Source organism: Cryobacterium sp. GrIS_2_6, assembly GCF_035984545.1.
GTDB lineage: Bacteria > Actinomycetota > Actinomycetes > Actinomycetales > Microbacteriaceae > Cryobacterium.
In genome coordinates this window covers 2,654,440-2,672,893 of the sequence record NZ_JAXCHP010000001.1, presented here as the reverse complement: position 1 = coordinate 2,672,893, position 18,454 = coordinate 2,654,440, and the positions used below count along the sequence as shown (strand labels likewise).

The 18,454-nt window shown below is 67.6% G+C and carries 16 protein-coding genes; 8 read left to right on the top strand and 8 right to left on the bottom strand.

What is annotated here, in order from left to right:
• Positions 1 to 68: 68 nt before the first annotated feature.
• On the top strand, positions 69 to 1,583 hold the full coding sequence (gene glpK / locus RCH22_RS13175; RefSeq protein ID WP_327014345.1) for a glycerol kinase GlpK: 1,515 nt from the start codon (positions 69 to 71) through the stop codon (positions 1,581 to 1,583).
• A gap of 129 nt (positions 1,584 to 1,712) precedes the next feature.
• On the opposite strand, the gene trpS is transcribed toward glpK, so the two are convergent.
• The 8 genes from trpS to RCH22_RS13135 all read right to left on the bottom strand — a co-directional run bounded on the left by trpS (position 1,713) and on the right by RCH22_RS13135 (position 9,857).
• Positions 1,713 to 2,717: a tryptophan--tRNA ligase gene (gene trpS / locus RCH22_RS13170; protein ID WP_327014344.1), complete on the bottom strand. Its 1,005-nt coding sequence runs from the start codon at positions 2,715 to 2,717 to the stop codon at positions 1,713 to 1,715.
• Positions 2,718 to 2,773: 56 nt separating this feature from the next.
• Positions 2,774 to 3,637, bottom strand: a complete 864-nt coding sequence (locus tag RCH22_RS13165) for an exodeoxyribonuclease III (RefSeq protein ID WP_322136430.1) — start codon at positions 3,635 to 3,637, stop codon at positions 2,774 to 2,776.
• A gap of 9 nt (positions 3,638 to 3,646) precedes the next feature.
• Positions 3,647 to 4,729: a YihY/virulence factor BrkB family protein gene (locus RCH22_RS13160; RefSeq protein ID WP_323510925.1), complete on the bottom strand. Its 1,083-nt coding sequence runs from the start codon at positions 4,727 to 4,729 to the stop codon at positions 3,647 to 3,649.
• Between the two features lie 388 nt (positions 4,730 to 5,117).
• Positions 5,118 to 5,876: a succinate dehydrogenase iron-sulfur subunit gene (locus tag RCH22_RS13155; protein WP_134449415.1), complete on the bottom strand. Its 759-nt coding sequence runs from the start codon at positions 5,874 to 5,876 to the stop codon at positions 5,118 to 5,120.
• Positions 5,877 to 7,691: a succinate dehydrogenase flavoprotein subunit gene (sdhA, locus tag RCH22_RS13150; RefSeq protein WP_327014343.1), complete on the bottom strand. Its 1,815-nt coding sequence runs from the start codon at positions 7,689 to 7,691 to the stop codon at positions 5,877 to 5,879.
• 16 nt (positions 7,692 to 7,707) lie between these two features.
• The gene (locus RCH22_RS13145) at positions 7,708 to 8,160 is read right to left on the bottom strand and encodes a succinate dehydrogenase hydrophobic membrane anchor subunit (protein WP_323510923.1); all 453 of its coding nucleotides are present in this window, start codon (positions 8,158 to 8,160) and stop codon (positions 7,708 to 7,710) included.
• Positions 8,161 to 8,171: 11 nt separating this feature from the next.
• Positions 8,172 to 8,588, bottom strand: coding sequence for a succinate dehydrogenase, cytochrome b556 subunit (gene sdhC / locus RCH22_RS13140; RefSeq protein WP_281534026.1), 417 nt, complete (start codon positions 8,586 to 8,588; stop codon positions 8,172 to 8,174).
• 114 nt (positions 8,589 to 8,702) lie between these two features.
• Positions 8,703 to 9,857, bottom strand: coding sequence for a glycosyltransferase family 1 protein (locus RCH22_RS13135; protein WP_323510922.1), 1,155 nt, complete (start codon positions 9,855 to 9,857; stop codon positions 8,703 to 8,705).
• Positions 9,858 to 9,957: 100 nt separating this feature from the next.
• On the opposite strand from RCH22_RS13135, the gene RCH22_RS13130 reads away from it, so the two are divergent.
• The 7 genes from RCH22_RS13130 to RCH22_RS13100 all read left to right on the top strand — a co-directional run bounded on the left by RCH22_RS13130 (position 9,958) and on the right by RCH22_RS13100 (position 18,361).
• Positions 9,958 to 11,079 carry a mannose-1-phosphate guanylyltransferase gene (locus RCH22_RS13130; protein ID WP_323510921.1) on the top strand — a complete coding sequence of 374 codons (1,122 nt, stop codon included), beginning with the start codon at positions 9,958 to 9,960 and terminating at the stop codon, positions 11,077 to 11,079.
• 185 nt (positions 11,080 to 11,264) lie between these two features.
• Positions 11,265 to 12,368: a BMP family ABC transporter substrate-binding protein gene (locus RCH22_RS13125; RefSeq protein WP_327014342.1), complete on the top strand. Its 1,104-nt coding sequence runs from the start codon at positions 11,265 to 11,267 to the stop codon at positions 12,366 to 12,368.
• A gap of 108 nt (positions 12,369 to 12,476) precedes the next feature.
• On the top strand, positions 12,477 to 13,997 hold the full coding sequence (locus RCH22_RS13120) for an ABC transporter ATP-binding protein (RefSeq protein WP_323510990.1): 1,521 nt from the start codon (positions 12,477 to 12,479) through the stop codon (positions 13,995 to 13,997).
• Positions 13,994 to 15,283 (top strand): ABC transporter permease, encoded by a 1,290-nt coding sequence (locus tag RCH22_RS13115; protein ID WP_327014341.1) that lies wholly within the window; start codon positions 13,994 to 13,996, stop codon positions 15,281 to 15,283. The genes RCH22_RS13120 and RCH22_RS13115 overlap by 4 nt, the downstream gene beginning before the upstream one ends.
• Before the next feature lie 80 nt (positions 15,284 to 15,363).
• Positions 15,364 to 16,590, top strand: a complete 1,227-nt coding sequence (locus tag RCH22_RS13110; protein WP_322189823.1) for an ABC transporter permease — start codon at positions 15,364 to 15,366, stop codon at positions 16,588 to 16,590.
• A 50-nt stretch (positions 16,591 to 16,640) separates the two neighbouring features.
• Positions 16,641 to 17,054 (top strand): cytidine deaminase, encoded by a 414-nt coding sequence (locus tag RCH22_RS13105; RefSeq protein ID WP_241975514.1) that lies wholly within the window; start codon positions 16,641 to 16,643, stop codon positions 17,052 to 17,054.
• Positions 17,051 to 18,361: a thymidine phosphorylase gene (locus RCH22_RS13100; protein ID WP_327014340.1), complete on the top strand. Its 1,311-nt coding sequence runs from the start codon at positions 17,051 to 17,053 to the stop codon at positions 18,359 to 18,361. Before RCH22_RS13105 ends, RCH22_RS13100 begins: the two co-directional genes overlap by 4 nt.
• The last annotated feature ends 93 nt before the right edge of the window (positions 18,362 to 18,454 follow it).

Here is an 18,454-nt window from a genome sequence, read left to right as displayed (position 1 = left end):
TGCCGCGGCACGTTCGGCTAGCAATTCCCACACCCAACCTGAACCGCACGACTACAAAGGAGTATTCAATGGCCCAGTACATCATTGCGATCGACCAGGGGACGACCAGTTCCCGTGCGATCATCTTCGACAAGGCGGGGTCGATCGTTTCGACCGGCCAGCTCGAGCACGAGCAGATCTTCCCGCGTGCCGGCTGGGTCGAGCATGACCCGATGGAGATCTGGAACAACACCCGCGAGGTCATCGGGCAGGCACTGTCCAAGGCGAACCTGACCCGGCACGACATCGACGCCGTCGGCATCACCAACCAGCGTGAGACCGCCGTGGTCTGGGACCGCACCACCGGGCTCCCCGTCTACAACGCGATCGTGTGGCAGGACACCCGCACCCAGCCCATCGTCGACCGGCTCGCCGCCGACGGTGGTGTCGAGCGCTTCAAGAAGCAGGTCGGCCTGCCCCTGGCGACGTATTTCTCGGGCACGAAGATCGTCTGGATCCTCGAGAACGTGGAGGGCGCCCGGGCCAAGGCGGATGCCGGCGAGCTGATGTTCGGCACGACGGACTCCTGGGTGCTCTGGAACCTCACCGGTGGCCTGGAGGGCGGCGTGCACGCGACTGACGTCACCAACGCGAGCCGCACAATGTTCATGGACCTCGAAACCCTGCAATGGGACGACGACATCCTCGCCGCCTTCAACGTGCCCCGGTCGATGCTGCCCGAGATCCGGTCTTCCTCCGAGGTTTACGGCATCGCGAGCGAACACAGCCTGCTTCGCGAGACCCCGATCGCCGGCATCCTCGGCGACCAGCAGGCCGCAACGTTCGGCCAGGCCGCGTTCGACCAGGGCGAGGCGAAGAACACCTACGGCACCGGTAACTTCCTGATCTTCAACACCGGCACCGAGATCGTGCACTCCCAGAACGGGCTGCTCACGACCGTGGGCTACAAGCTCGGCGACGGCGAGACGCACTACGCGCTCGAGGGGTCGATCGCCGTCACCGGCGCGCTCGTCCAGTGGCTGCGCGACAACCTCGGCATCATCGGCTCGGCCTCCGAGATCGAAGCCCTCGCCCTCTCCGTCACGGACAACGGCGGCGCCTACTTCGTTCCCGCGTTCTCCGGGCTGTTCGCGCCGTACTGGCGTGCCGATGCCCGGGGCGCCCTGGTGGGCCTGACTGGCTATGTGAACAAGGGCCACATCGCCCGGGCCGCACTCGAGGCAATCGCGTACCAGTCCCGCGAAGTGCTCGACGCCGTCAACGCCGACTCCGGTGTCCCACTCACCGAGCTCAAGGTCGACGGCGGCGCCGCGGCCAACGACTTGCTGATGCAGTTCCAGGCCGACATCCTCGGCGTGTCCGTGGTGCGCCCGGTGGTCGCCGAGACGACCGCGCTGGGCGCGGCGTATGCGGCCGGCCTCGCGGTCGGCTTCTGGAACGACCTCGACGAGCTCCGCGCGAACTGGCAGGAGGACGCACGCTGGGAGCCGAAGCTCGACGTCGCCGAGCGTGACCGGCTGCTGCGCAACTGGAAAAAGGCCATCACCAAGTCCCTCGACTGGGTGGACGAGGACGTCCTCTAGCCCAGCGCGTTAGAGCGATACCGGCAACTGTGGCCGATTCGGACGATTGCGGCCCGCGAGCCGGCAACAGTTGTCCGAATCGGCCACAGTTGTGTCGGCGCGTGAGTCGGGGCGGTGCGGCTGCGGCGCTCAGCGGGGCGGGAGCAGGCCGACGCGGTCGTACGCACGCGCGAGCGTCGCATCGGCGACGGATGCCGCCCGCTCGGCGTTGACGGCCAGCAGGCGGTCGAGCTCGGCCGGGTCGTCGAGAAGCTCGATCACCCGGGCCCGGATGGGACCGAAGGTGCCGGTGACGACCTCGGCGAGGCCCTTCTTGAGGTCCCCGTAGCCGCGGCCGGCGAATTCGTCCTCGAGAGACTGGATCGTGCGCCCCGCCATGGTCGAGTAGATCGTGAGCAGGTTGGCCACGCCGGGCTTGTTCTCCCGGTCGAAGGCCACGCCGCCATCGGCATCCGTCACCGCACGCATGATCTTCTTGGCGGTGACCGAGGGCTCATCGAGCACCCAGATCACGCCGGCGTGCGACTCTGCCGACTTCGACATCTTCGACTGCGGGTTCTGCAGGTCGTAGATCTTGGCGGTCTCCTTCTGGATGGAGGCCTCCGGGATCACGAACGTGTCGCCGAATCTCGTGTTGAAACGGGCCGCGATATCGCGGGTGAGTTCGACGTGCTGGCGCTGGTCCTCGCCGACCGGAACGACGACCGTGTCGTAGAGCAGGATGTCCGCGGCCATCAGGATCGGGTACGCGAACAGCCCGACCGTGGTGCCGTCGGAACCCTGCTTGGCGGACTTGTCCTTGAACTGGGTCATCCGGCTGGCCTCGCCGAAGCCGGTGATGGTGTTCAGCACCCAGGCCAGCTGCGCGTGCGCGGCAACGTGTGACTGCACGTAGAGCGTCGAGGCGTCGGGGTCGATCCCGCTCGCAATGTACTGCGCTGCGGTGCGGCGGGTGTTCTCCCGCAGCTTGGCCGGGTCTTGTGCGACGGTGATGGCGTGCAGGTCGACGATCGAGAAGAACGCATCGTGCGTCTCCTGCAGCGACTTCCAGTTCAGCAGAGCGCCGATGTAGTTGCCGATCTGCAGCGATTCGGCCGACGGCTGCATGCCGGAGTAGAGACGGGGCTTGTCCATGATTCAGATCTTTCGTAGCGTGTGGCCGCGGGCCGGAGCCGGCGGCGTGAAATGGGTCAGAGCGCGTAGTCGACGACGACGGGGGAGTGGTCAGACCAGCGCTGGTCGTAGGCATCCGCGCGGTCGACCGTGTAGTCGACGACGGATGCCGCCAGGAGTGGGGTCGCGAGCTGGTAGTCCAGTCGCCAACCGGTGTCCGTGTCGAAGGCCTTGCCGCGCTGCGACCACCAGGTGTACGGCCCTTCGACCTCACCGGCCCACTTGCGGCCGACGTCGACCCAGCCGAGACCGGCGCCGGCGTTGTAGCCGGCTTCGTCCTCCGCGCCGAGGATCCGGTCGAAGTACGCCCGCTCCTCCGGCAGGAACCCCGCGTGCTTGCGGTTGCCGCGCCAGTTCTTGATGTCGAGGGTGCGGTGCCCGACGTTCAGGTCGCCGAGCACGACCGCGCGCTCACTGTGCGCCGCGAGCTCGGGCAGCCGCGCGAGCATCGCATCGAGGAACTTGTACTTCTCGACCTGCTTCGGGGTGTCGGTCTCGCCGGAGTGCACGTAGGTGCTCACGACGGTGACGATCGTGCCGTTCACCTCGTAGTCGGCCTCGAGCCAGCGCCCGGCGCTGTCGAAGTCCTCCGCGCCGAGTTCGACCCGGTGAATGGATGCCGTCGACCGGCTCGCGAGGGCGACCCCGGCCCGTCCCTTGGCCGTTGCGGCATCGTGGAGGATGCTCCACTCCGGCCCGAGCAGGCCCTCGAGGTCTTCGGTCGAAGCGCGGACCTCCTGGATGGCGAGGATGTCGACGTCCCGTCCGGCCAGCCAGTCGCCCATCCCCTTGCGGTAAGCGGCGCGCACCCCGTTGACGTTGATCGAGGCGATGCGAAGCGGCTGGGCAGACGGCGTTGAAGCTGCAGGCGTAGACGGCATGAACCAAGTCTAGGTCGGCGGGGCGAAGCGGGCTGCGCGCTTCTCGGCGGCGCGCAACCGGCGAGCGGATGCCCAGCGCCTGCCCCAGGAGGACGCCTCGTGTGCCGCCCTGGCCTCCCGCAGCTCCGCGAGCGCGGCGATCCGCCGCGCCTCGAGTTCGCGGGCTTCGGCCGCTGCTGCGGCCTCGTCCGGGTTCACCGGCTGCGGCGGGATGCCCGCGTCCTGCATTCCGACCGAGATCCAGGAGGCGGTGAGGAGGATCACCGTGTTCATGAAGTTGAACCAGATCAGCAGCCCGATCACGACGGCGAAGGTCGCGAGCAAGGGGTTCTTGCCCGCCCCGCCGAGGAGGGCCCCGCCGAGCACCTTGAGCCCGCCGAGCGCGACCCCGCCGAGCAGGGAGCCGGACACGAGCTTCCGGAACGGGATGCGCACCCGGCTCAGCACCCGGAACAGCACGGCGAGTGTGACGGTGTCGATGACGAGCACGACGAGCAGCCCGATCGTTCGCGCCCCCACGATGAACCCGAGCGAGTCCCGCGCGACGCCGAGGAAGCCGAGGATGCCGCCGAGGGCCTCCGTGCTCGCGAGCGAGATCAGCGCGGAGACGATGAGCGCGAGCCCGAAGCCCGCGCCGAGGCCGAGCTCCCTGAGCTTGACGAGCAGGAAGAAAGTGCCGTCGCGCGGCATCCCGAAGATGCTGCGTACGGCCTGCGCGGTCGTCGACAGCCAGCCGAGGGTCGTGCCGATCAGGCCGACGAGCGCGATCGCACCGGTCCAGGTCAGCGCGCCCGTGTTCGTGAGCTTCGCCGGGTCGATCACGCCGTTCGCGCCGATCAGCCCGGGGATGGACTGGTTGATCAGGGCGTACAGCTGGTCGAGGAGCGCCGGGTTCGAGGTCAGCCACAGTCCGGCGATCGAGAATCCCACCCAGACCGCCGCGAAGATCGCGAAGATGGCCTGGTATGTCATGCCTCCGGCGAGGATCGCACCACTGCTTTCGCCGAAGTGCGTGAACGCACGCAGAGGTCGCCACTGCATGACGCGCTTGGCCAGGGTCGTCAGTCGGTTCAGGAATGTGGGCGGCTTCACCGCACCAGCCTAACGATTTCCGCAAACACACACGAGTACCCCCAGTTCGGGGGCGCAATCACTCGTGAGGCTCCCTCACCTCTTGCGCCCGGCCGCCCGGATCTGCGACGATCCGAGAGTCCACCCGTCCAGACCGGTCATCCGACACCCGAAGCGGATGCCCCGGCCGGGCCCGATCGCCTCGCTCCGGCGCGGCGCTCACCGGGTCCAGTACGGCTCGTTCGGCACTGTCCGAGCCGGGCCGATCTGACTCGTGGACTGAGCGACGGTCAATCGACCCGGCCAGCCGCCGGCTTGCGCGACCAGCCGGTGGCGACGAAACCCGAGTCGGCGCCACCGGCTACTCCGGCTACTCCGGAGGAGATTCCTGCGTGTGAGACTCCTGCGCTCAGGCCTTGCCGCGCAGGATCGCCTGCTTGACCTCGGCGATCGCCTGCGTCACCTGGATGCCACGCGGGCACGCCTCCGAGCAGTTGAAGGTCGTGCGGCAGCGCCAGACGCCCTCCCGGTCGTTCAGGATGTCGAGGCGCACGGCGGCGTTCTCGTCGCGCGAGTCGAAAATGAAGCGGTGCGCGTTCACGATCGCGGCCGGGCCGAAGTACTGCCCGTCCGTCCAGAACACCGGGCAGCTCGAGGTGCACGCGGCACAGAGGATGCACTTCGTGGTGTCGTCGAAACGCTCGCGCTGGGCGACGGTCTGGATGCGCTCCTTGCCGCCGACGGGCGCGGTGTTGGACACCAGGAACGGCTGCACGGCCCGGAACGATTCGAAGAACGGCTCCATGTCGACGATGAGGTCCTTCTCGAGTGGAAGTCCCTTGATCGCCTCCACGTAGACCGGCTTGGTGATGTCGAGGTCCTTGATCAGCGTCTTGCAGGCCAGGCGGTTGCGGCCGTTGATGCGCATCGCATCCGAGCCGCAGATGCCGTGCGCGCAGGAACGCCGGAACGACAGTGAGCCGTCCTGCTCCCACTTGATCTTGTGCAACGCGTCGAGCACCCGGTCGGTCGGGTACATCTGCACGTCGAAGTCTTCCCAGTGCGGCTCGTCGTCGACCTCCGGGTTGAAGCGCCGGATGATGAGCGTGACGGTGAAGGACTGAATCTCCTCGGGCACGACCGGGGCGTCTGCGAATGCGGTGCTCACTCAGTACTTCCTTTCCATCGGCTGGTAGCGCGTGATGGTGACTGGCTTCCAGTCCAGCGCAATGTGGTCTGCGGCATCCGCTGAGAGCGGGTCACCGGTGAGGTACGCCATCGTGTGCACGAGGTAGTTCACGTCGTCGCGCAGGGGATAGTCGTCGCGCATGTGGCCGCCCCGGCTTTCCTTGCGGTTGCGGGCGGAATAGACGACGACCTCGGCGAGGTCGAGCAGGAAGCCGAGTTCGACGGCCTCCAGCAGGTCGGTGTTGAACCGGCGGCCCTTGTCCTGCACGCCGATGTTCTTGTACCGGTTGCGCAACGAGTGGATCACCTCGGTGACCTCGGAGAGCGACTCGTCGGTGCGGAACACCTGCGCCTTGGCGTCCATGGTCTCCTGCAGTTCCTTACGCAGCACGGCGATGCGCTCGGTCCCCGTCGACGAGCGGATGCCCTCGAGCAGGTCGCGCACCGTCCCGGCCGGGTCGTCGGGCAGCGGGGTGAACTCCGCGGTCTTCACGTATGCGACGGCGTTGTTGCCCGCACGCTTGCCGAAGACATTGATGTCCAGGAGCGAGTTGGTGCCGAGCCGGTTCGAGCCGTGCACCGAGACGCACGCGCACTCGCCCGCGGCGTAGAGGCCGGGAACGACTACGGTGTTGCTCCGCAGCACCTCGGCGTTGACGTTGGTCGGGATGCCGCCCATCGCGTAGTGCGCCGTCGGCATCACGGGCACCGGTTCGGTGACCGGGTCGACGCCGAGATAGGTGCGGGCGAACTCGGTGATGTCGGGCAGCTTGGTCTCGAGCACCTCGGCGCCCAGGTGGGTGCAGTCCAGGTACAGGTAGTCCTTGTTCGGTCCGGCGCCGCGGCCCTCCGCGACCTCCTTGACCATGCAGCGCGCGATAATGTCGCGCGGGGCGAGGTCCTTGATCGTCGGGGCGTACCGCTCCATGAAGCGCTCCCCGGAGGCGTTGCGGAGGATCGCGCCCTCACCACGGGCGCCCTCGGTGAGGAGGATGCCGAGACCGGCGAGGCCGGTCGGGTGGAACTGGAAGAACTCCATGTCCTCGAGCGGGAGGCCCTGGCGCCAGATGATGCCGACGCCGTCACCGGTGAGGGTGTGCGCGTTCGAGGTGGTCTTGTAGATCTTGCCGAAGCCGCCGGTCGCGAAGATGAAGGCCTTGCCCTGGAAGACGTGCAGTTCGCCGCTCGACAGGTCGAGCGCGACGACGGCGGACGGCTGGTCGACACCGTCGACCGGGGTCATCACGAGGTCGAGCACGTAGTACTCATTGAAGAAGTTGATGCCGCGCTTGACGCAGTTCTGGTACAGGGTCTGCAGGATCATGTGGCCGGTGCGGTCGGCGGCGTAGCAGGCGCGGCGCACGGGCGCCTTGCCGTGGTCGCTCGTGTGGCCGCCGAAGCGGCGCTGGTCGATCTTGCCCTCCGGGGTGCGGTTGAAGGGGAGGCCCATGTTCTCGAGGTCGATGACCGCGTCGATGGCCTCCTTCGCGAGGATCTCGGCCGCGTCCTGGTCGACGAGGTAGTCGCCGCCCTTGACGGTGTCGAAGGTGTGCCACTCCCAGTTGTCTTCCTCGACATTTGCGAGGGCTGCGGCCATGCCGCCTTGGGCGGCTCCCGTGTGCGAACGGGTCGGGTAGAGCTTGGAGATGACCGCGGTGCTTGCCCCGGGTCCGGCCTCGATGGCCGCGCGCATCCCTGCGCCGCCTGCTCCCACGATCACGATGTCGAACTTGTGGTAATGCACGCCGTCGATCACGGTGGACTCGGTCGGTGCGGTGTTTGATGCATCCGTCATGTGCTGGTGTGAGCTCCTAGATGGCCGGGCAGAACGATGGGAGAAGATCGGCGGGCGAACCGGCCGGGCAGGGGTCGAAGGTGAAGACCACGAGCGTGCCGAGCACGATCAGGACCACGACGGCGGCGAGGATGGCCCCCTTGAAGATGCCGCGGGTGACCCGCTGGTTCGCGTAGTCGTTCACGATCGTGCGCATGCCGTTGCCGCCGTGGATCAGGGCGAGCCAGAGCATCGCGACGTCCCACCACTGCCAGAACGGGCTCGCGAGCTTGCCGGCGACGAAGCCGAAGCTGATCGCGTCGACGCCCTTGCCGATCATCAGGTTGACGAAGAGATGACCGAAGATGAGCACGATGAGCACGACGCCGGAGGCGCGCATGTAGATCCAGCCCCATTTTTCCCAGTTCGTGCCGCGCTTGCCGGTCGGTCGGGCGTATGGGCTCCTGGGGGAGTCAAGTGTGGTTGCCATGGCTGCTCCTCCTAGTGGCTGAAGACGTTCATGAGGTGGCGCGGGGCGAAGCCCAGCATCGTGACGACCCAGAGGCCGATGACGACGTAGAACATCACCTTCTGGTACTTCGCGCTCCAGAAGTCGATGAGGATAATCCGGATGCCGTTGAACGCGTGGAACACGATCGCCGCGACGAGCGCGGTCTCACCGAGGCCCATGATCGGCGTCTGGTAGCTCGAGATCACTGCGTTGTACGCCTCGGGGCTCACGCGCACGAGCGCCGTGTCCAGAATGTGGACCAGCAGAAAGAAGAAGATCGCAACACCGGTGATCCGGTGCAGGACCCACGACCACATGCCCTCGCGGCCCCGGTACAGGGTTCCTGCGGGGCGGCGTGACGTGGTCTTCTGCTGGGATGTCAATGTCCGTGCCGATTGCTGAGGCATGACCAACCTTCCCTGGCTGAATGAGCGGCCTCGAATGCTGCAGGCCGGCACTGCGCTGGTGCGCGTGCAACCATCCTAAGTGTCTCTAGGCCGAGATATTATCCGCGAGGGCCCTCAGCGCTGCATTGACAGCGGAACCGCCGTCATCACGCGGATGGCGGCGCGTTCGTCGATGACTTTCTCGTAGTACCCGACAAGGGTTTCGCAGACGTTCTCCCACGAGCGGCCGAGCACCGCCCTCCGGCCGGATTCGCCCATCCGCAGTCGGAGGGGCGCGTCATCGACGAGGCGCGTGACACAGCGCCGCAGGTCGCGTTCGTCGTCCGGGGCGAAGAGGAAACCGTTGTCGCCGTGCGCGACGAGGTCGATCGGGCCGCCGGCGTGCGGGGCGACGACGGGGAGTCCCGCCGCGTGCGCCTCCTGGATCGTCTGGCCGAAGGTCTCCTCGGTCCCGGCGTGCACAAAGACGTCGAACGCGGCATAGGCGTCGGCGAGGGCAGCCCCCGAAAGCCGGCCGAGCCACGTCACCGGCACCCCGGCGAGTTCCCGCTGGATGAGCGGCACAGACGGCCCGTCGCCGACGAGGGCGACACGGATGCCCGGAACGCCCCTGAGCGCTCGGAGCCGTTCGACCTGTTTCTCCGGCGCCATCCGGCCGACGTAGCCGATCACGACTTCACCGTTCGGCGACAGGCGCTTGCGGAGCTCGGCGACGGCCGGTTCGCTCCGGCGATTCGGGTGGTAACCGACGAGGTCGACGCCGCGCGTCCAGCGGGCGAGCCTGCGCACCCCGACCCGCTCCAGGTCCGCCATCGAGGCAGAGGAAGGCACGAGGGTGAGGTCTGCACCGTCGTGGATCCACTTGACGAGGCGCCAGGCGACCTTCGTCGCCTGGCCGAGCCGGTTGCGCCTGGCGTAGCCGGCGACATCCGTCTGGAAGATCGCGACGCTCGGGACGTCGAGGCGGTTCGCCGACGCGATGCCCTGCGCACCGAGGAGGAACGGGGAGGCCGCGTGCACGACGTCCGGCCCGAAATCGGAGAGCAGGCGCTGCACGTGCGGGCTCGGCATCCCGACCGGAAATTGCCGGTAGGAGACGGCGGGGACGCTGAACACCGGGAAGCCCGCGTACTCGGAAGGAGCACCCGCCGGGGCGATCACGATCGCCTCGTGCCCGGTGCGCTGCAGGTGCTCGAGCACCTTGCAGACGCTCGTGGTGACCCCACTCACCGTGGGGAGGAAACTTTCACTGACGACGGCAACCCGCATGTTTCGAGCGTATGGAGGCCTCGAAACAAGCGTGTGAATACCCGGAACCACGACATGAATACCCGGTGAACAGCGCCTGCGCGGCCTGTAGTCTGGCCGAATGAACCAGGCACCTGACCCACTCGAGCGCTTCTACAGCGTGATCCCCGCCGGCGGCATCGGATCCCGCCTGTGGCCGCTCTCCCGCGCGGACGCCCCGAAGTTCCTGCACGACCTCACCGGGTCCGGCCAGACCCTGCTCAGGGACACCTGGGACCGGCTGGCCCCGCTCGCCGGCGACCAGCGGATCATGGTCGTCACCGGTCGTGCGCACCGCGCCGCAGTCGAGGCGCAGCTGCCGGAGCTCGCCGACCTCAACGTGGTGCTCGAGAGCGAGCCGCGCGAGTCGACGGCGGCCATCGGCCTCGCCGCCGCCATCCTGGAGAAACGCGAACCCGGCGTCATCATCGGGTCCTTCGCGGCCGACCACGTCATCAAGGGCGCCGTCCTGTTCCGCCAGACCATCGTCGAGGCCGTCGCGGCAGCGGATGCCGGGTACGTCGTCGCGATCGGCATCCGGCCGACGGAGCCCGCGATCGGATTCGGCTACATCAAGACGGCCGCGCCGCTCGATATCCCGGGGGCGCCGAACGCGCAGTCCGTCGACTCTTTCGTCGAGAAGCCGGACCTCGCGACGGCTGAGGCGTATGTCGCCAGCGGCCACTACCTGTGGAACGCGGGAATGTTCATCGCCAGGGCCGATCGCCTGCTCGAAGAGATCGGCGCTGCGGAGCCCGAGCTGCTCGCCGGGCTGCTCGAGCTCGCCGATGCCTGGGACACCCCGCGCCGGGGCGCCGTCGTCGACAAGGTCTGGCCGAAGATCAAGAAGATCGCCATCGACTACACCGTCGCGGAGCCGGTCGCGGCCCGCGGCCAGCTCGCCGTCATCCCCGGCCAGTTCGACTGGGACGACGTCGGCGACTTCGCGTCGATCGCCAAGATCCACGCTAACGGGCGGAAGCGCGACCTCGCGATCCTCGGTGAGGGCGCACGCGTGCTCGCAGACTCGTCGAGCGGAATCGTCGTGAGCCACACCGGCCGGATGATCGCGCTGATCGGCGTCGAGGACATCGTCGTCATCGACACGCCGGACGCGCTGCTCGTGACGACGAGCGCGAATGCGCAGAAAGTGAAGGCCGTCGTCGACGCTCTCAAGATCTCCGGAAGCAGCGACGTGCTGTAGCCGAAGCCGTCGGAATCGTTTGTGCCGGTCTCCGGCCAATTGTGCACGGATTTGTTTCGTACAGGTAGCGGGTTGATAACGCTTAGCGCACCTATCGAGTTTGCTCAACTGAGCAGTGAAACATTGGGTAACCTGATTGCACACAGCCCCGTCGAACCCGCGCCGGGCCAGCAATGGAGGTCATCTTGACAATCACCAAACGAAGGGCCGTTTTCAGCGGACTCGCCACCCTGGGCGCCGTAGCCCTGCTCGCCGGTTGTGCGGCGGCGCCGAGCACCGGCGGCGCCACGTCGACCGCTGCGGTCACCGACTTCTCCCCCTGCATCGTTTCCGACGCCGGCGGCTTCGACGACAAGTCCTTCAACCAGTCCAGCTTCGACGGAATGACCCAGGCAGCGGATGCCCTCGGCGTCAAGTTCAAGCAGGCGGAGTCCAAGACGACCGACCAGTACGCGGGCAACGTCAGCAGCATGGTCGACCAGAACTGCAACTTCATCCTCACGGTCGGCTTCGCGCTCGCGAACACCACCCGCGACGCGGCCAAGGCCAGCCCCACGACCGACTTCGCCATCATCGACTCCGCACTGTCAAATGACGACTTCAGCCCCCTTGCCCTCGACAACGTCAAGCCGGTGCTCTACGACACCGCCCAGGCCGCCTTCCTCGCCGGTTACCTCGCTGCGGGCACCACCAAGACCGGCATCGTCGGCACCTACGGCGGCAAGCAGTTCCCGTCCGTGACAATCTTCATGGACGGCTTCGCCGATGGCGTGACGTACTACAACACCCAGAAGTCGAAGTCCGTCAAGCTCCTCGGCTGGAACAAGGCCGCCCAGGCCGGAACCTTCGCCGGCAGCTTCGACGACATCAACCAGGGCAAGGCGCTCAGCACCAACCTGATCGACCAGGGCGCCGACATCATCCTTCCGGTTGCCGGACCGCTCTTCCAGGGCACCGCGCAGGCCATCCAGGACTCCGGCAAGGACGTCGCCATCGTCGGCGTCGACAGCGACCTCTACGCGACCGCACCGGCCACGAAGGCGCTCTACCTCACCTCGATCATGAAGCAGATGGCGGATGCGACCAAGACGATCGTCGTTGACGCGGCGAACGGCAAGTTCAGCGCGACCCCGTACATCGGCACCCTCGAGAACAAGGGCGTCGACATCGCGCCCCTGCACGACTGGGAGTCCAAGGTCGACCCCGCGCTCGTGAAGGAGGTCGACGCGATCAAGGCCGACATCATCAGCGGCAAGCTCACGGTCACGTCGCCGTCCACCCCGAAGTAACACACCAGGAAGTGCCATCGCGGGGAGGCCAGCGAGAGCTGGCCTCCCCGCGTGCTTTAACCCCCGGCCGCTGACCCCCCGGCCGGCTGCTCAATAGAATCGGGAAGTATGAAGCTCGAACTTCGCGGCATTACGAAGAGATTCGGTGCCCTGGTCGCCAACGACCACATCAACCTCACTGTCGAGGCCGGCGAGATCCACGCGCTGCTCGGCGAGAACGGCGCAGGGAAGTCCACCCTGATGAACGTGCTCTACGGCCTCTACCGGGCTGAAGAAGGCGAGATCCTGCTCGACGACGTCGTCCAGCACTTCTCCGGGCCCGGCGACGCCATGGCCGCCGGCATCGGCATGGTGCACCAGCACTTCATGCTCATCCCCGTCTTCACCGTCGCCGAGAACGTCATGCTCGGCCACGAAGAGACCGGGTTCGGCGGCCACCTCGATCTCCCGGCAGCCCGCCGCCGGGTGACCGAGATCTCGGCCAGGTTCGGGTTCGACGTCGACCCCGACGCCCTCGTCGAGGACCTCCCCGTCGGAGTGCAGCAGCGGGTCGAGATCATCAAGGCGCTCTCCCGCGATGCGAAGGTGCTCGTCTTCGACGAACCGACCGCGGTGCTCACCCCGCAGGAGACCGACGAGCTGATGGGCATCATGCGCCAGCTGCGCGACTCCGGCACCTCGATCGTCTTCATCACCCACAAACTCCGGGAGGTGCGCGCCGTCGCCGACCGGATCACCGTCATCCGCCTCGGTGCCGTCGTCGGCCAGGCCTCGCCCACCGCGAGCAACGAGGAACTCGCCACGATGATGGTCGGCCGCGCCGTCGACCTCACCGTCGACAAGTCCCCGGCCACGCCCGGTGCCCCTGCCCTCGTCGTCACCGACCTCACCGTGCTCGACCCGCGCGGGCAGGTGCTCGTCAACAACGTGAGCTTCACCGTGCACGCCGGCGAAATCCTCGCCATCGCCGGAGTGCAGGGAAACGGGCAGACCGAGCTGACCGAGGCCCTGATGGGCCTCCAGCCGCGCGTCTCCGGTGACATCACCCTCGACGGCGCCTCGCTCCGCAGCCACACCGTGCGTCGGATCCTCGATGCCGGCGTCGGCTTCGTGCCAGAGGACCGCACAGAGGACGGCCTCGTCGGCGAATTCACGATCGCCGAGAACCTGATGCTCGACCGGTCGCACCAGCCGCCGTTCGTCAAGCGCTTCAACGTGCAGCTGTCCTTCCTCGCCCGGTTCGCCGAGGACAAGGTCAAGGAATTCGACGTGCGCTCCCAGGGCATCGACACCCTCGTCGCCCGCCTCTCCGGCGGCAACCAGCAGAAGGTCGTCCTCGCCAGGGAGCTCAGCCGCGACCTGCGGCTCTTCATCGCCGCCCAGCCGACCCGCGGCCTCGACGTCGGTTCGATCGAATTCGTGCATGAGCGCATCATCGCGACCCGGGATGCCGGCACCCCGGTCATCGTGATCTCGACCGAACTCGACGAGGTCGCCGCCCTCGCCGACCGGATCCTGGTGATGTTCCGCGGCCGCGTCGTGGGCATCGTCCCCGGCGACACCCCCCGGGCCGTACTGGGGCTGATGATGGCCGGCGAAACGCCGACCGAAGAAGGAGCGGCAGCATGAGCGAGACCCTTCAGACCCCGCCGGTTTCCGGCGGGAAGCCGGCCGGGCCTGGCCAACCTGACCAGCCGAGCCGCGCGTACCAGGTCTTCCGCGAGATCACGACCGGGAACGCCATCATCTCCGTCCTCGCCGTCGTCCTCGCCCTGCTCGTGGGCGCGATCCTGATCGCCTTCACCAACGAGGACGTCCAGAATGCGTCGGTCTACTTCTTCTCCCGACCGGGGGACACCGTCGTCGCGGCCTGGAATTCCGTCTCCGGCGCATACTCCGCCCTGTTCCAGGGGTCGATCTACAACTTCCGCAAGCCGGACTTCGCGTCCGGGATCAAGCCGCTCACCGAGACCCTCACCTTCGCGACCCCGCTGATCGCGGCCGGCCTCGGCGTTGCGCTCGGTTTCCGGGTCGGGCTGTTCAACATCGGCGGTCGCGGCCAGATGCTCATCGCGGCCGCGCTCGGCGGTTGGGTGGCCTTCGCGCTCGACCTGCCCGCCGGCATCCACCTGGTCGTCGCCCTCGTCGTCGGTATCGCAGGCGGCGCGCTCTGGGGCGGCATCGTCGGCCTGCTCAAGGCCCGCACCGGTGCGCACGAGGTCATCACGACGATCATGCTGAACTATGTCGCCTATTACCTCGTCAGCTACCTGCTGCGCGACGGCTTCCTGAAGACGCCGGGGTCCAACAACCCGCAGAGTCCCGCGAGCAAACCGACTGCCGTGTTCCCCGACCTGCTCGGCCCCTCGTACAACCTGCACCTCGGGTTCATCCTCGTGATCATCGCGACGATCTTCACCTGGTGGCTGTTGTCGCGCTCGAATCTCGGCTTCCAGTTCCGCGCCGTGGGGCTCAACCCGCACGCGGCCCGGGTGGCCGGGATCAGCGTCGACCGGATGTATGTCTACGCGATGCTGTTCTCCGGCGGCCTCGTCGGCCTCGCGGGCATCAACCAGGTGCTCGGCACGTCGACGAGCGGTTTCGATGCCGGCATCGATTCCGGCATCGGATTCGACGCGATCACCGTCGCACTGCTCGGCCGCTCACGCCCGTGGGGGGTCTTCGCCGCAGGCATCCTCTTCGGCGCCTTCAAGGCAGGCGGGTTCTCGATGCAGGCAGCAGAGGGCGTCCCGATCGATATCGTGCTGATCGTGCAGTCCCTGATCGTCCTGTTCATCGCGGCGCCGCCCCTCGTGCGCGCCATCTTCCGGCTGCCGACGCCGGGCCAGAAGACCCCCGGTGCGAAGACGCCCCGGAAACGCACCACGACACCCACGGAGGTGGTGGCCTCGTGAGCACTCCGACAACCGTTTCACCGGCCGGGTCCACCGGACCGGGCGCATCAGTCACTGCCGCAGGGCCCGACTTCGAGCAGATCAAGAGCTGGAAGACCCCGATCGCCCTCGCGATCTTCACGGTGCTCGGCTTCCTGCTGCTCGTCGTTTTCGGTCGTGACGGCGAGAGCACCATGCGCCTGTCCACCACGACCGACCTGATCCAGCTGCCCGACGTGGTCCTGCCCACCCGGCCGACCGGCATCGCGGTCGTCGCCCTCCTGCTCCTGATCACGGCGGCGAGCGGATGGCTCGTGCGCTCGAAGGCGAAGGTGCCGATCTGGCTCGTCACCGTCTTCGCGGTGTTCCTGCTGGTCGGCTTCCTGGCCTGGGCCTCCGCCGACCACACGATCCCCGTGCCCGGGCTGCTCTTCGGGTCGCTGAGCCTCGCTGTGCCGCTCATCTTCGGTGCGCTCGGCGGCGTCATCTCCGAGCGGGTCGGCGTGGTCAACGTCGCGATCGAGGGCCAGCTGCTCGCGGGTGCGTTCACCTCGGCGATGGTCGCGTCGATCACCCAGCAGCCGCTGCTCGGGCTTGTCGCGGCGATGGTCGCCGGCGTGCTCGTCTCCTTCGTGCTCGCCGCGTTCGCGATCAAGTACTTCGTCGACCAGGTCATCGTCGGCGTCGTGCTCAACGTGCTCGTCTCCGGGGTCACCGGCTTCCTGTTCTCCCAGCTGCTCGCCCCGAACGCCGGGACGCTCAACAGCCCGCCGCGGTTCGAGAACATCAACATCCCGCTGCTGAGCGAGATCCCGATCATCGGCCCGGTCTTCTTCCGGCAGACCCTGATCGTCTACATCATGTACGTGGCCGTCGCATGCGTGTACTTCGGCCTCTTCCACACCAAGTGGGGCCTCCGCCTGCGCGCCGTTGGCGAGCATCCCCAGGCCGCGGACACCGTGGGCATCAACGTCGCGCGCACCCGGTTCTGGAACGTCTCCCTCGCGGGCGCGATCGCCGGACTCGGCGGGGCGTACTTCACCCTCGGCTCCGTCGGCGCCTTCGGAAAGGAGATGACAGCCGGCGCCGGGTTCATCGCCCTCGCCGCCGTCATCTTCGGCCGCTGGGACCCGATCAGGGCCACCCTCGCCGCACTGCTCTTCGGCTTCGCGAGCAACCTGCAGAACGTGCTCAGCATCATCGGCTCCCCGGTGCCGAGCGAATTCATGCTGATGCTGCCCTACCTCGTCACGATCTTCGCCGTCGCCGGCCTCGTCGGCCAGTCACGGGGGCCAGCGGCCTCCGGAAAGCCGTACATCAAATCGTGAGCTCCCGAAAGAACGAACCCGCACGAAAGAACGAACCGGAGTCCGGCCGCGTGGCTCCCGCCATCGACTGGGCGCTCCTCCGCAGCACCGCGACCGAGGCGATGAGCCTCGCATACGCGCCGTACTCGAAGTTCCCTGTCGGCGCGGCCGCCCTCGTCGACGACGGCAGGGTGATCAGCGGATGCAACGTGGAGAACGCCTCGTACGGCCTCACGCTCTGTGCGGAGTGCGCCCTCGTCTCCGTGCTGCACCTCACCGGCGGCGGCAGGCTTCTCGCCTTCAGCTGCGTCGACGGCAACGGCAACCTGCTGATGCCGTGCGGCCGCTGCCGCCAGCTCCTGTACGAACACTCCGCACCCGGCATGCTGCTGGAAACAGTCTCGGGCCTCCGCACCATCGACCAGGTCCTGCCGGACGCCTTCGGGCCCCGCCAGCTCGCCGACTACCGGGAAGAACACCAGTGAACACCCAGACCCACCTCGAAGCCTTCGACGCCGTCGACCTGATCCGCACCAAGCGCGACCACGGCGAACTCGCCACACCTCAGATCGACTGGCTGATCGACGCGTACACCCGCGGCTACGTCGGCGACGAGCAGATGGCCGCGATGACCATGGCGATCTTCCTGAACGGCATGACCCGCCGGGAGATCAGGGACCTCACCCTCGCCATGATCAACAGCGGCGAGCGGATGAGCTTCGCAGGCCTCGGCAAGCCGACAACCGACAAGCACTCCACCGGCGGCGTCGGCGACAAGATCACCCTCCCGCTGATGCCGCTCGTCGCGGTCTTCGGCGCGGCCGTTCCGCAGCTCTCCGGCCGCGGCCTCGGGCACACCGGCGGCACCCTCGACAAGCTCGAGTCGATCCCCGGCTGGCGCGCCCACCTCAGCAACGAGGAGATGTTCGCGCAGCTCCGCGACCACGGCGGCGTGATCTGCGCGGCGGGCGGCGGCCTCGCCCCGGCGGACGGCAAGCTCTATGCCCTCCGCGACATCACCGGAACCGTCGAGGCGATCCCGCTGATCGCCTCCTCGATCATGTCGAAGAAGATCGCGGAGGGCACGAGCGCGCTCGTCCTCGACGTGAAGTTCGGGTCAGGCGCATTTCTCAAGGACATCGAGCTCTCCCGGGAGCTCGCCCGCACGATGGTCGCGCTCGGCGAGGATGCCGGGGTGGCGACATCCGCTCTGCTCACCAACATGAACGTGCCGCTCGGCTTCGCGATCGGAAACGCGAACGAGGTCCGCGAATCGGTCGAGGTGCTCGCCGGCGGCGGCCCTGCAGACGTCGTCGAGCTCACGATCGCCCTCGCGACCGAGATGCTCGACCTCGCCGGGATAACCGGCGTCGACGTCGCCGCCGCCCTCACCGACGGGCGGGCCATGGACAAGTGGCGCGAGGTCATCCGCGCCCAGGGCGGCGACCCGGATGCCGCACTGCCGGTCGCGAAGGAAACCCACGTCGTCACGGCAGGCCGCGACGGGGTGCTCGTCGAACAGCAGGCGCTGCCGTTCGGGATCGGCGCCTGGCGTCTCGGGGCGGGCCGTGCCCGCAAGCAGGACCCCGTGCAGCACGCGGCAGGGATCGACCTGCACGCCAAGCCGGGCGACACCGTACGCGCAGGGCAGCCGCTCTTCACCCTCAGCGCCGACGAGCCGGAGCGTTTCACCAGGGCCCTGGAGGCCCTCGATGGCGCATACCGGATCGGCGACCCCGGCGAGCCCGTGCTCGACGGCGGCCCCCTCATCGCCGAGCGCATCGGTCGCTGAGCACTGCTCGATCTCCGCTCTGGACCGGTTTGTTGCCGATCACGATAAATTACGGGAGTTATGTCTGGGGAGGGGCCGGGGGAGGCCGGGGCC

Coding starts and splice junctions, on each gene's coding strand:
- glpK (WP_327014345.1), top strand. CDS start 69: ATGGCCCAGTACATCATTGCGATCGACCAGGGGACGACCAGTTCCCGT.
- trpS (WP_327014344.1), bottom strand. CDS start 2,717: ATGGACAAGCCCCGTCTCTACTCCGGCATGCAGCCGTCGGCCGAATCG.
- RCH22_RS13165 (WP_322136430.1), bottom strand. CDS start 3,637: ATGCCGTCTACGCCTGCAGCTTCAACGCCGTCTGCCCAGCCGCTTCGC.
- sdhA (WP_327014343.1), bottom strand. CDS start 7,691: ATGACGGATGCATCAAACACCGCACCGACCGAGTCCACCGTGATCGAC.
- RCH22_RS13145 (WP_323510923.1), bottom strand. CDS start 8,160: ATGGCAACCACACTTGACTCCCCCAGGAGCCCATACGCCCGACCGACC.
- sdhC (WP_281534026.1), bottom strand. CDS start 8,588: ATGCCTCAGCAATCGGCACGGACATTGACATCCCAGCAGAAGACCACG.
- RCH22_RS13135 (WP_323510922.1), bottom strand. CDS start 9,857: ATGCGGGTTGCCGTCGTCAGTGAAAGTTTCCTCCCCACGGTGAGTGGG.
- RCH22_RS13130 (WP_323510921.1), top strand. CDS start 9,958: ATGAACCAGGCACCTGACCCACTCGAGCGCTTCTACAGCGTGATCCCC.
- RCH22_RS13120 (WP_323510990.1), top strand. CDS start 12,477: ATGAAGCTCGAACTTCGCGGCATTACGAAGAGATTCGGTGCCCTGGTC.
- RCH22_RS13115 (WP_327014341.1), top strand. CDS start 13,994: ATGAGCGAGACCCTTCAGACCCCGCCGGTTTCCGGCGGGAAGCCGGCC.